The organism is Thermoanaerobacter ethanolicus JW 200 (assembly GCF_003722315.1).
GTDB lineage: Bacteria > Bacillota > Thermoanaerobacteria > Thermoanaerobacterales > Thermoanaerobacteraceae > Thermoanaerobacter > Thermoanaerobacter ethanolicus.
Genome location: NZ_CP033580.1, coordinates 1,228,871 through 1,242,478, shown reverse-complemented (window position 1 = coordinate 1,242,478; position 13,608 = coordinate 1,228,871). Strand labels below are relative to the sequence as shown.

Genomic DNA, 13,608 nt, shown 5'->3' with positions numbered 1-13,608 from the left:
TTAAGCCTATGCAGTTGTCAATGTTCAAAATTCTCCTTTTAGATAGTCTATTTTCGTGTTAACATATCTTTTATTTGCTCGTCTTTATCAATTTTATAGAGGCTAAATTTTATTATAGTCTTATCAAACTCCTGTTTATCAATTGTGTCCTTTAATAATTTTACCAATTTCTTGTTATGTTTCGATTTTAACCTACCATTCTCACGAAAATAATTATTTATAAGTGACAATTCGTCAAATTGACTTTTTATGTAATTGTTTATCTCACTTTTCTCAATGTTTTTTATATTTAATTTATCATATTGTGGTATTAATCCCAAATCACTTACTAATAATTCTATATACCTCAAATATTCCTCTACTGTTTTTCGGTCTTTTGCAAATATTCTAATATCATCTACATATCTAACATATTTCACATTACTTTCTGAATCTAATTTATCTTTTAAATGAGCATCTAGATTAATTAAATAAATTTCCCCTAATAAACCAGAGCCTAAAGGCCCCTGAGGAATACCATGATGTATCTTTAAATCAGTTCTATCACTATCATTGGACCATTCTCTAAGTTGTCTATTTAAAATATTCAACATCTCAATCCAATCATTATTATTATCTTCTTTCTTTTTTAATATCTCCATCAATAGAAAATGGTCAATTGTATCATAGTAGGAAGCAATATCAAATTCTCCAACATAACTATGTCCATCATTTAAATATTGTTTAATCTTTTTTCTAAAAGCACTCCAAGATTTGCTCCATTGTCTATAAAAAAACTTACTACTATCTAAATCTTTAACTAATAAATTACCAAAAGTGGTATTATTATAAAAAATAGAAATATCATCATAGAATTTTTTAGCAATTATGTTTATAATAGCCTGATAAACTAATAAATCAATAAAATTTATAACAGTAATTTTCCTTAAAAGTCCAGACTTTTTGGGTAAATATATTTTACTAGCTTTATAAGGTTCATAAATATTCTGCTTAATTAGTTCTATTAGAGTTTCTATATTAGTATTTAAATCTAAACCAAAATTTTTTAAATCATCAAAATATAGCTCTTTGTAATAATCCTTTTTTGTAGTATATAACCTATAAAAAGCTAATTCTAAATTTTTCTTTGTCAAAAATTCACACATAATATCCCTCTAAGTAATTGTTTAACTAAGATTATTACCTGTATTAACATTTAGTATTATATATTTGAATATAGTCATTTTTAGATATATTGTCTAATTTTTTTAAATGCCGTAGATACTCCTTTATTTTTTATTATTACACTTTTTTAGTTAATAATCAATTTTATATATTAGTTATTGAAGTAACATCAGGTAAATAAAGTCTTCTATACTCATCTATGGCATAAATATCCGTCATACCAGCTATATGCTCTGCAATCGTTCTAATAAATACGATATCATTTTGCAAATAACTAATAGTTTCTTTGTCAAAAGTACTCCTCGTTATCTTACGGTCTCCACTCAAATAATTATACTTTTCAAAAACATAATCTGGCAACCTATCTGGATTTAGATAATATGCTTCAAATAATTTTTCTATATACATTTTGCCCTTTTTATCCATTCTGTTTATTTCAAAAGAATACATTAAACAGTTAATATCTTTTTAATGATCTCGTATTGTTTTTTCATTTCTTCAGAAAAATCCACTATCCAATAAAATAGTTTGTCATTCTCAGGATTGAAACTCATTTTTTCTAAATTTACTGCTGTTGCATTTATTACATCTTGAATTAACCTATTTATCATATCCCTTATTAGACCACTTCTTATTTGTTGTGCATTCATATCAACTTTTGTTTGAGTATTTTCTCTAGCTTGGTTAAATATTTTTATTTCGTTTAAATCCTTATCATCTATTGAAATTATACCGGCTCTAAATGCATCTTCTAAATATGAGTAATTTGAGCTATTTCATCTGCAATAGCAACAACTTGTCCTTCAAGAAAAGTTGGTACATCCAAATCAGTATTTAGTTCATCTAAATCTAATTTAGGATCATATATCCTAGATCCATTAAAATATAGATTTGTGTGTTTTAAAATGCCTTCTCGCGTATAGTTTGTTAAATTCAAACCTCTAAAATCATTATAAGATTTTTCAAAAGAATCTACCACTTTTAAACTATTATAATTATGTTTAAATCCACCGCACTTCTGCGTAATCATTTTATCTCCACTCAAAATTTCATTTAATATTCGCTCTCCAATATGTCCAAATGGAGTATGACCTAAATCATGTCCCAATGCTATTGCTTCTACTAAATCTTCATTTAACGAAAAAACTCTTGCAATACTTCTGGCAATTTGCGATACTTCTAGAGTATGGCTCAATCTTGTTCTGTAATGATCTCCTTTAGCTGATAGAAAAACTTGTGTCTTACTTCTTAATCTTCTAAATGCTCTTGAATGTATTATTCTATCTCGATCATGTTGAAAGCACGTCCTGTTATCATTTTCGTTTATAATATTTTCACTATACCTTCTTCTAATATTTTTGTTTAAATTTTTCACAGCATAAGAAGCTAAAGTATCATCGATTTTTTTCATTAAATCTATGCCCTTTTTATACCATTTGTTAGACATATATATCTTTCACCTCTTTAATATCTTAAAATAGACTTGTGCAAAATTCAAAAGCCTTCATTTAAGCCATTCCACAGACATGCTTTTTTTCTATCACTCTTGAATTTTTTATCTTTTATGTAGGATTTCCCCTCCCATTTGTCGAATTATTATATATACCGCATGAAAATATTTTTTAAGGAGGGGGAAATCCTACATGTACCAGCTTCAATTACTTTTAAATATACCTGAACTCTTTACCTCTCAGTCTAAAATTGATTTCTATTCTTCTATGTTTGAAAATCTTGACCTGTCTTTAATACCTGAATTCCCTTCCTCTAGTCCTGGCCGTAAGGGTTATTCTCATCATGCACTTTTTAGAGCTTTTATTGTCATGAAAGCTGAAAGATTCGGCACAATTTCTGATCTTTTAGATTATCTCCGCAATAATCTTATCATTGCTCATCTTTGTGGCTTCGACATTTCTAAACCTCTTCCTTCTTATTGGACTTTTCGCCGTTTTATTAATGACTTCTCTCATGATTATTTGACCTCTATTTTTCAAAATCAGGTCAATATCCTCAAAAATATGGGTATTATCTCCGGTGAGTTTATTTCCATGGACTCTACCCCTATTAAAGCTAACACTAAGTTAAATAACCCTAAGTCTTTTTCTAAAAATAAATTCTCTAAAGATAATCAGCCTAAGTCTGATAAGGATTGTAAATTAGGCGTTTATTCTGCTTCTAATGATTCTTCTAATAAACGTTATAAGTTTTATTGGGGCTATAAAAATCATATTATTGTTGATGCTATCTCTGGATTGCCTATCGCTGAAACTACTACTCCTGCTGATGTCCCCGATTTTGAAGTTGCTTTGTCTTTACTTGAAAAGACTAATAAGTGGTTTAACCTTAAGTATGTTAATTTTATTGCCGATAAGGGGTATGATGTTAAGAGAGTTTATAATTTTGTTAGAGATACTCTCCATGGTCATTGTTTTATTCCTCTTAACAAGCGTAATTCTAAAAATCCTCCACTGACTGATGATGGTTATATGGTTTGTGAAGCAGGTATTAAAATGCTCAAAGACGGCAAGCAGTATTTTGATGGTTTTATTAAGCAAAAATTTGTTTGCAAGTTCTGTAATTCTAAAGATGACTCTGCCTGCCCTATAAAGCATCCTAAATATTTTAATGGCAAAAAGCATAGAGGCTGTACTAAGTATGCTATTATATCTTCTGATTATAGGTCTTCTATTAATAGAGACTCCCTATATTTTAAGGCTGTCTATAGACTAAGAGTAGAATCAGAAAGATATAATTCTCGATTTAAAGCTCTAGATTTTGAAAAGGCTTATGTTAGAAATATTAATTCTGTCAGCAACCTTAATACTTTTGGCCATATTACTTTGCTTACTGTCGCTATTGTAGCTATTAAACTGGGTAAATTTGATGAGTTTAAGTCTCTTAGTGCTCTGATGCAATCGGCTTAACTTTTGCTGAATTTAGTTCATGCCACTTTTTAACATTTGACTTCTACAGGATATTTATGCCCTTTTTTAGCTCCTCTTTTTGTCTTTTCTTTTCCCTTATCCCTTACTTTATGTTTGATTGTCAGTCTTGATTACTATATATTGTATGTTATACATATTCTGGCTTTTGGTCGTAACTATTTTAATTAATTTTGCACATCCCTATCTTAAAATCAAAACCTTTAAAAAGTGAAAATATATTTTTATCCATCTATATTCTACCATTTTATTTTTCAAAAAACAACACAAATATTGAAAATATTTCGACATATATCGACAAAAATAAAAACAGGAATAATCCTGTTTGCTAAAATTGCCTTTAAAGCCTTACAAATACTCACCCTTTTTCTCTTTCGATTCCTTCAATACTTCTTTTCCTTCCATACTTTACTCTTCAAATAAATTAAAAGTACCCTTTATATTTGAAATACTAGAATTAGCTTATAACTACATACTATCTAAATTAAACTGCCATCACTTCTTGTACAAGTTCTTAAATCTTCTTAAACTCTCCTTTTAAAATTTTTAACTGATCATTTTCATAACCCACTTCATATGTACACAAATATTGACTTACTCGTTCAGTACCTTCTGTTGTAATTTCTAAAGCCTCTATGGTTACAATAACTTCTACACGGTTATTATATTTCTCATTAGCCATAATATCTAGAATACTGACATATTTTGTTCTAAGGTAACCATCCCGAAAATTCTGATAAGAAATTCTACTTTGCCAGTCACTACCTAAAAGTGCATAAGCACTAACATAATCATGAGAATTGATACATTCATAAAAATACTCAATTAAAACTATCGCTTCGTCTTTAATACTTTGCCCCTCATTAAATTGATCTTGAACACTAACAGCATACTCATTTGGTTGAGATTTTGATGGATTCTTCGACCAATTTTCAACAAGAGGTAATACTTGACCTATGGGTATCGAAAATCCTACACTCCCTTCACTGGCACCAGCTGAATTTATACCTAAAACTTCTCCTGTATTTTGATCTATTAAGGGGCCTCCGCTACTTCCATGAGCAATAGGAGCAGATATTTGATACACATCTTTGTACTCATAAGGAGGAATCGTGAAAGTCCTTCCCACACCACTTATTATCCCTGTTGTAACTGTATTCTGTAATCCCAATGGACTTCCTAAAGCAATTACAGGGTCACCAACTTCCGCTTTCCTAGAAGAAATTTTAACGGGAGTCTTTCCTGCTAGTCCAGGCACACGTATTAATGCCACATCCACGTCTCTCCCTCTACCTATTACTGTACCGATATATTCATGACCATCATAGGTTTTTACTTTCACTTCACCAGCATCTCCAACCACGTGAGCATTTGTTATAACGTCACCATTAGTGTTATACAAAAAACCAGAGCCTGAAACCACATCCCCTCCATTATCTACTTCAATATACATAACTTTTTCCTGATTCTCAGCTATTATAGCTTTTATATTATTCCCTTTACTGTTTTCTACCTGCGGATTTTCGTCAATAAGAGAACCTAATCTGGAGCTTCCTGTAATTACTTGTTGATGAAACTGTTTATTAATAAAAAAGAAAGCAATAAGTCCAATGTCCACTACTATAATTGTGAGAGCTAGGTAAAAAATCAGAGAATTCTTAGAGCGAGTCATATCTACTACCCCTTTTTCAGTTGAGATACCATGTTACTCGAGTTACTGTAACATGCGCTGCATTGAAAATTCCATAATGCATATTAGAAAAACTACCTCTTTGCAAAGGCATCAGATAACTCGGATATACATAAGCACTTCCATAACCAACAACATTGCCATCAGCGTCATATATATTGTAATAAACCTCCACCGCATATATAGGTCTTTTGGCCACATTTTCAATTTCTCCTTCTATGATTAAATCTCCATATTCGTTGGTATAACCTTTGATACTCAATACCCGAACAGCATTAGTTCTATTTATAGCTTCTTCTTGTGCCGCAGCAATCAAAGCTTCCTCCATCCTCTGAGCTTCTGCTTTTTCAAAAGCAGTTTTTTGTTCTATTATAGTTTTTTTAAATGAAATAAGCTTATCATTAGAGCTATCATATTGCAAAGCTTTTTCTATCACTTCTAAAGCCTTATTGTACTGCTTATCTTTTAACATTTCATTAGCAGTGGAATAAGCTATATTAACTATTTTTTCACGTATTAATTTATCAACCTTCTTTGCTTCTGGATTGTCTATATAGGCTAATCTAGATAATGCATCAGCTAATTCATCAATCGTATTTTTATCAGCAACAAGGTAATAAATTTGCTTTACTTCTATCTCTCCTTTATATTTATTAACAAGCTTTCGAAGCATATCAAAATATTCGCCATTTCGATTTTCAAGTTCTTTCTCAACGGTAGAAACAGTTTCCAATGCTTTATCAAATTCTTTATCATCTGCATCCTTTTTAGCTGTTTCTAGCTTTTGATACAATGTCTTCCCAAAATTTATTAAAGTCAAGTCTTGTTGCAATACCTTATGGTTAGGACGCAAAGCTAAACCTGATTTGACAAGATTTAAAGCAGCATCAAAATTCCCTTCTAAAGCCATTTCTTCCGCTTTTATTCTCATTTCCTCTACCCTTTTATCGATCCCTATTTCATAAAAAACATAAACTACTAATGCAAAAACAATTATTACAGCAAAACTAAAAGGGATAAGCCAATACTTATTTTGGTTTTCCATAAATCCCCTCCTACAAATACTCACTCTTTTTCTCTTTCAACTCCTTCAATATCTCTTTCACATTCTGTGCCTTATCTTTTGAACAAATTAAAAGTGCATCTTCTGTATCTACAATTATTACATCTTCTATACCCAATGTCGCAATGAGCCTTTCATTACCGGTTATTATGCATTTCTTTGTATCTACACTTACTACATTGCCTTTTATGACATTGCCATTATCATCTTTTTCATAGAGCCTTTCAATAGATGTCCAGCTTCCCACATCATCCCAGCCAAAATCTCCTGGCACGACATAGACATTTTTAGCTTTTTCCATTACGCCGTAATCTATTGATATGCTTTCAAGTTTTGAGTATTCATCGTATAACGCTTTTTCTACATCATCTGCATCAAAATTTTTCCTTATATTCTCCAATGCTTTATGTAATTCAGGCATGTATTTTTGTATAGCGTTTAATATTGATGATGTCTTCCATATAAACATACCGCTATTCCAAAGATAATCTCCACTTTCCACATATTTTACTGCTGTATCATAATCAGGTTTTTCTACAAATCTTTCCACTTTATGCACAGGATTTTTATTTATTATTTCTCTCGTTACTTTCCTGAATTTTATATAACCATATCCTGTTTCAGGACGCGTAGGTTTTATACCTATTGTCACAAGATTATCCCCTGCTTTTGCTTTTTCTATTGCTGTTTTTAATATCTCAATATATGTTTCTTCGTCTTTTATAACATGGTCAGATGGTACAACAACCATTATAGACTCTTTATCAAGCCTTTCTGTGTGCAGTGCTGCAAGGCCTATACAAGCTGCAGTATTTTTAGCCATAGGTTCTATCAAAATATTTTCTGTTGGTAAATCAGGAATTTGATCACTAATTATTCCCGCATAATCGATATTAGTAACAACAAAAATATTTTCTACAGGCATGATTCTCTTTAGTCTCTCCACAGTTTGTTGAATCATTGTTTTATCTCCATAAAGATTCAAAAACTGCTTTGGCATTTTCATCCTGCTTTTAGGCCAAAACCTTTCACCTTTGCCACCCGCCATAATAACACCTGTTATCATTTGCATCATCCTTCTTAGTTAATTTGTTCAACTAAGCTTACTCAATATACAAGCAAAAGTTTTTAATTAATACTTTCCATCAACCACGAATAAAATTTAATGAAAAAGCAAAATATAAATAAAAAATAAGGAATGTGAGTATATGTTTAACGAAAAATTTTATAAAGGTCTTTTAAATGGTCTATTATACAGTACCATATTGTGGATTCTTATTTTTATTCTCATTAAATTTGTTAATACGCACCATCTCTTTTAAGTACCGCGGGAATAGTCTTAAAGAGAATATTTATATCAAGCCATAAGTTCCAATTGGATATATACTGCATGTCCATTTCTAATCTGCCTTCAAAATCTACCTCATTCCGCCCACTTATTTGCCATAAGCCTGTAATTCCTGGTGGGACTCTCCATAAGAACCTTGCATAATGCTTGGTATCATTCAATTCTCTTACAAGATAAGGTCTGGGACCTACCAAGCTCATATCACCTTTTAGCACATTAAATAATTGCGGCAACTCGTCTAGACTTGTTTTTCTTAAAAATTTACCTATTTTTGTTACTCTTGGATCGTTTTTAAGTTTATGATGTACCAAATATTCCTCTCTAATTTCAGGATTCTCATCTAACCACTTTAATAAAATCTCTTCGGCATTTATGACCATTGTCCTAAACTTGTACGCTTTAAACAACTTTCCATTTAATCCTATTCTATCTTGAACAAAAAATACCGGCCCAGGAGAAGTTAGTTTTATTAAAAGCGATATTACAACAAACAATGGTGATAGAATGATTAAAGCAATAAGTGACAGTGTGAAATCCAAAAGTCTTTTCATATGCCCTTCAAATCCACTTATAAATACATCTTTCAACTTCAAAATTGGCATATCATTAATAATCTCTATTTCCATAGGATAATTCGGAAGATTTATACTGTTGTTGATAGAATATATACTTATGTACTTATCCAGACTAATATTTATAACTTCTTCTACATTTTCTACCTTAGAAACTATAAATATCATCTCAACGTTATATTTATCAACAATTTCACTAAAATCTTTTATACTCCCTAATCTATTCAAATCGTTACCATTTATATCATTAGACAAATATCCCACTATATTTATTCCATATTCACGTGTTTTAAGTTTATCCATTAGCTCTTTTGGTATCTTTGTATAATCGCCTATTACTAATGCATTGCTCAAATCCAATCCTTTTTTGTATCTCCTTTTTTGCAAATACGCTAAGAGTACCTTAAATGTAATCTGCAAAGTTAATCCTATAATAAATATGTATATAAGCGTTAATCTTGAAAAATCCGTCATCTTGGTAAAATAAGATATCAGTAAATATATAAATACAGAATAAACAAGACCATCTATTACTATACCTATTTGATTAAATAAAGGCTTATGTTTTTTATCATATAATCCTTTAAAATACAAAATCAGAAAATCAAGAGTAAGCAAAATAACAAAAGTAGTAATATACCAAAACTGTGACAACATTTTTAAGTTGTCAAATCTAATATATAGAGCAAGTGCAAAAGCTAAAATGAATGCGCTAATATCAAGCGCAATACTCCATCTTCTATACCACATTATTCCACCCCTTCAATAATATTAAAACGCTAAATCTCTTAACCTTGGCCATTTTTTATCTTTTTCTGATAAAATTATTTCTTCAATGCCATCTAAAGGCCATTGTATATTTATATCAGGGTCATTCCATATTATCCCGCCCTCATCGTCAGGATAATAAAAATCGGTACATTTATAGAAAAACTCTGCTTCATCAGACAAAACTAAAAAACCATGGGCAAACCCCTCTGGAATATAAAACTGCCTTTTGTTTTTGTCAGACAAAATAACCCCTACCCATTTACCATAAGTTTTGGAGTCTTTTCTTAAATCAACCGCTACATCAAAAACCTCTCCCTTTAAAACTCTCACCAGTTTACCTTGCGGATGTTTCTTCTGAAAATGCAATCCCCTTAAAACACCTTTTTTGGATTTTGATTGATTATCCTGGACAAACACCGCATCAATTCCTGCGGCTTTAAAATCTCTGTAATTGTACGATTCCATAAAATACCCTCTATTATCTTCAAAAATTCCCGTCTCTATTATGTACAATCCTTCTATTTCTGTCTCTATGAACTTAAACTTTCCCATATCAGCCCTCCTGTCCTGTATTTTTTAAATCCTCAATAAAAGCTTTTAATGCATCTTCCCAGTTTCTCATTTCATCCCCAATAGTACATCTTAACATCATATTATCCAGAGAGGAATAAAAAGGTCTTTTGGCAGGCCTATCTATTTTATCAGAAGTAATAGGAACTACAGTGCAATTTATTCCCGCATATTCTACAATTTTGCAGGCAAAATCATACCAACTGCATTCGCCTTTTCCTGTACAATGATATATTCCATATTCTTCCGTAAGTACCAGTTTCAAAATGTGATGGGCTAAATCTTCCGCATTTGTTGGATTCCCTTTCTGATCATTCACAACTTCTAAATATCCCTTCTCCTTTGCTGCTTTCAGAATAGTGTACACAAAATTTTTTCCGTATTTCCCATAGAGCCATGCTGTTCTTACTATAAAGTACCTATCACAAAACTCTCTTACATACTGTTCCCCAAGAAGTTTCGTTTTTCCATATACATTTATCGGTTGTGGAATATCATATTCCCTAAAAGGAATATCTCCCGTTCCATTAAAAACATAATCTGTAGATACATGTAATAATCTCGCTCCAATCTTTTGAGCTGCTATTGCCAGATTCCTTGGTCCTATAGCATTTACTTTGAAGGCAGTATCAATATCACTCTCACATTTATCTACATTAGTATAAGCTGCACAATTTATTATAACATCTGGTCTATACTCATCTACGAATCTTAAAACACTCTTTAAATCAGTAATATCCAGTTCATCATGAGATGTATACTTTATTACAGCCTCTTTATATATGGGGTCTATTTCTCCAATCTCACTTCTGCCTTTTTCTATAATTGAGCGAAGTTGCAAAGCTAATTGCCCTCTAGCCCCTGTAATAAGTAGCCTCATTCTGCCAAATCAACTCCTTTTAATAAAAGATCTCACTTGTAGCCGCTACTTCTTTGATTGCATCATTTTCCTCTTCATTTATTAACTTTAAAAGATATTTCCCATATTCAACTTTTTTTAAAGGTTCAGCAAGTTTTAATAGCTGTTCCTTATCTATAAAGCCTTTTCTATAGGCAATTTCTTCAATGCAGGCAATATACAGTCCCTGTCTCGTTTGAATCGCTTCAACAAAATTAGCAGCATTTAAAAGCCCACTCGGCGTACCAGTATCAAACCATGCCATCCCTCTGCCCAATAATTCAACTTTGAGTTTTCCTCTTTTTAGATATTCATTATTAACTGAGGTAATCTCAAGTTCTCCTCTTGCAGAGGGTTTAATACTTTTGGCTATTTCAATCACTTCATTATCATAAAAATAAAGCCCAGGTACAGCATAATTGGACTTGGGATGTTTTGGTTTTTCTTCAATTGATATAACATTAAAGTTTTCATCAAATTCTACAACACCATAATCACTCGGGTTGCTCACATAATAGCCAAATATAGTAGCTCCTTCTTTTCTGCTCGCTGCTCTTTCAAGTCTTTCAGTAAATCCATAGCCGTAAAAAATGTTATCACCCAATATAAGAGCAACGTTGTCTTTGCCAATAAAATCTTCTCCAATGATAAAGGCCTCAGCAATCCCACGAGGTGCCTCCTGTACAGCATATTCAAAGCGTAATCCTAACTGGCTTCCATCTTCCAGAAGCTCTTTAAAGGTGTTTATGTCCCTTGGAGTGGATATAATCAGTATTTCTCTAATTCCTGCAAGCATAAGAACAGACAAAGGATAATATATCATTGGCTTATCATAGATAGGCAAAATTTGCTTTGATATGGCTTTTGTTATAGGATAAAGCCTCGTACCTGACCCACCTGCTAGAATTATACCTTTCATTTGCATTTCCTCCTATCTATTGGAATACATTCTTTCGTAATATTTTTGATACTCTCCAGATGTAACATTTTTAAGCCATTCTCTGTTTTGAAGATACCATTCTATCGTTTTTTTAATGCCGTCCTCAAATTTAGTTTCAGGATACCATCCCAACTCTTCCTTAATTTTTGTCGCATCAATAGCATATCTTCTATCATGTCCCTTTCTATCTGCTACATATGTAATCAAGCTTTCATCTACAGTTGGATCTACATTGTCGTGAATATATGATACAATTAACTTCACTATCTCTATATTTGTCTTTTCATTATTGCCACCAATATTATATACTTCTCCTACTCTTCCTTTATGAAGAACTAGATCTATTGCTTTACAGTGATCCTCTACATAAAGCCAGTCTCTTATATTAAGCCCATCTCCATAAACAGGAAGAGGTTTTTTATTTAAACAATTATTTATCATTAATGGTATCAGTTTTTCCGGAAATTGATATGGTCCATAGTTATTTGAACATCTCGTTATATTTATAGGCATTTTATATGTATCATAGTAGGCTTTGACTATTAAATCAGCCGCTGCTTTACTCGATGAATATGGACTATGAGGGTCAAGTGGTGTATTTTCTGTAAAATAGCCTGTCTCACCTAAAGAACCATAAACTTCATCTGTCGATACCTGTAAAAACTTTTTCCCCTCTTTAAAACTATCTCCCTCTTCCCATGCCTTTTTGGCTGCATTAAGCAAAGTCACTGTTCCAAGTACATTAGTTTTTACAAATATTTCAGGGTCCATAATGCTTCTGTCTACATGAGATTCTGCTGCAAAATTGACTACATAATCAATATCCTGTGAAAATATCTCTTCTACAAGCTCTTTATCACATATATCTCCCTTGATAAAAGTATAGTTAGGATTATCTTCTACATCTTTCAAATTCTCCAGATTTCCTGCATATGTAAGTTTATCAAGGTTTATAATTTTGTAATCTTTGTACTTTGAAAGCATATACTTGATAAAATTACTTCCTATAAATCCTGCCCCACCTGTAACTAATATTTTCACATTTATTCATCCTTTCACATTTGTTTTTTCCAAAAATTAAATACTAATTTCTGATTACTTGGACTCAAAAAATTAAAGCTTCGCAACTCCTATTATCTCGCAAAATTTCTTTATAAAAACTTACTTGGCGGTACATATCCTAATGACTATATAGACTCTGACAAGAAACTCATCAAGCTTTTCAAAAAACAAACCATAATTAATATAAACTGATATAATTCTAAGCTCTATTCTCCAATAATCTAGAATAGTTTTAATATACCATATTTTTATAGCAATAGAAGAAATTTTTGGTTATACTGAAATAACAAACTTTCCCTTACCTTAATGGTAAAATTTTCATGTGATACTATTGATATAGACATCTTAATAAGAAATTTTATTATGTTATGCGTTTTAGTCCAATTTGCTTGAAAGACTACCAAATTTCAATATTATTACTTTTAAACTCTATTTTTATTTTTATTCATTTTCAAATAAACGATATAACAATTAGGATTAGAAAGTCTATAAGTCTTAATTGTTTGAATTTTATGGAATTCTAATAAAAAATTTGCATCTCCTAGTTATAAGTATACATTTTAATCACGATTTTTTAATTTCAGTTCCTTA

At 31.2% G+C, this 13,608-nt stretch carries 13 protein-coding genes; 1 reads left to right on the top strand and 12 read right to left on the bottom strand.

The window, feature by feature from the left end; genetic code table 11:
• Positions 1–47 precede the first annotated feature (47 nt).
• The 4 genes from EB239_RS06105 to dgt all read right to left on the bottom strand — a co-directional run bounded on the left by EB239_RS06105 (position 48) and on the right by dgt (position 2,575).
• Positions 48–1,145, bottom strand: a complete 1,098-nt coding sequence (locus tag EB239_RS06105; RefSeq protein ID WP_003871519.1) for an RNA-directed DNA polymerase — start codon at positions 1,143–1,145, stop codon at positions 48–50.
• Between the two features lie 163 nt (positions 1,146–1,308).
• Positions 1,309–1,614, bottom strand: coding sequence for a hypothetical protein (locus tag EB239_RS06100; RefSeq protein ID WP_003871520.1), 306 nt, complete (start codon positions 1,612–1,614; stop codon positions 1,309–1,311).
• Positions 1,614–1,814, bottom strand: a complete 201-nt coding sequence (locus EB239_RS14935; RefSeq protein WP_003871521.1) for a hypothetical protein — start codon at positions 1,812–1,814, stop codon at positions 1,614–1,616. The genes EB239_RS06100 and EB239_RS14935 overlap by 1 nt, the downstream gene beginning before the upstream one ends.
• A 101-nt stretch (positions 1,815–1,915) precedes the next feature.
• Entirely contained in the window at positions 1,916–2,575 is a 660-nt protein-coding gene (gene dgt / locus EB239_RS06095) for a dGTP triphosphohydrolase (protein ID WP_451919113.1), read from the bottom strand.
• Positions 2,576–2,807: 232 nt separating this feature from the next.
• Here dgt and EB239_RS06090 point away from each other — a divergent pair, with 232 nt between their 5' ends.
• The gene (locus tag EB239_RS06090; RefSeq protein WP_129545109.1) at positions 2,808–4,085 is read left to right on the top strand and encodes a transposase; all 1,278 of its coding nucleotides are present in this window, start codon (positions 2,808–2,810) and stop codon (positions 4,083–4,085) included.
• Positions 4,086–4,617: 532 nt separating this feature from the next.
• Here the strand turns inward: EB239_RS06090 and EB239_RS06085 are convergent.
• From EB239_RS06085 to rfbB, 8 genes are all read right to left on the bottom strand, one after another.
• Positions 4,618–5,775: a S1C family serine protease gene (locus EB239_RS06085; RefSeq protein WP_003871374.1), complete on the bottom strand. Its 1,158-nt coding sequence runs from the start codon at positions 5,773–5,775 to the stop codon at positions 4,618–4,620.
• Between the two features lie 16 nt (positions 5,776–5,791).
• The gene (locus EB239_RS06080; protein ID WP_003871373.1) at positions 5,792–6,838 is read right to left on the bottom strand and encodes an FxLYD domain-containing protein; all 1,047 of its coding nucleotides are present in this window, start codon (positions 6,836–6,838) and stop codon (positions 5,792–5,794) included.
• 10 nt (positions 6,839–6,848) lie between these two features.
• Positions 6,849–7,922, bottom strand: coding sequence for a mannose-1-phosphate guanylyltransferase/mannose-6-phosphate isomerase (locus EB239_RS06075; protein ID WP_003871372.1), 1,074 nt, complete (start codon positions 7,920–7,922; stop codon positions 6,849–6,851).
• A 233-nt stretch (positions 7,923–8,155) separates the two neighbouring features.
• Entirely contained in the window at positions 8,156–9,526 is a 1,371-nt protein-coding gene (locus tag EB239_RS06070; RefSeq protein WP_003871371.1) for a sugar transferase, read from the bottom strand.
• Between the two features lie 21 nt (positions 9,527–9,547).
• Complete coding sequence (rfbC, locus tag EB239_RS06065) at positions 9,548–10,099, bottom strand: dTDP-4-dehydrorhamnose 3,5-epimerase (RefSeq protein ID WP_003871370.1); 552 nt, start codon at positions 10,097–10,099, stop codon at positions 9,548–9,550.
• A gap of 1 nt (position 10,100) precedes the next feature.
• Positions 10,101–10,997 carry a dTDP-4-dehydrorhamnose reductase gene (gene rfbD / locus EB239_RS06060; protein ID WP_003871369.1) on the bottom strand — a complete coding sequence of 299 codons (897 nt, stop codon included), beginning with the start codon at positions 10,995–10,997 and terminating at the stop codon, positions 10,101–10,103.
• A gap of 19 nt (positions 10,998–11,016) precedes the next feature.
• A complete protein-coding gene (gene rfbA / locus EB239_RS06055) occupies positions 11,017–11,934 on the bottom strand; it encodes a glucose-1-phosphate thymidylyltransferase RfbA (protein ID WP_003871368.1) in 918 nt (305 codons plus the stop codon).
• A gap of 12 nt (positions 11,935–11,946) precedes the next feature.
• Positions 11,947–12,996: a dTDP-glucose 4,6-dehydratase gene (rfbB, locus tag EB239_RS06050; RefSeq protein WP_003871367.1), complete on the bottom strand. Its 1,050-nt coding sequence runs from the start codon at positions 12,994–12,996 to the stop codon at positions 11,947–11,949.
• Positions 12,997–13,608: the final 612 nt, after the last annotated feature.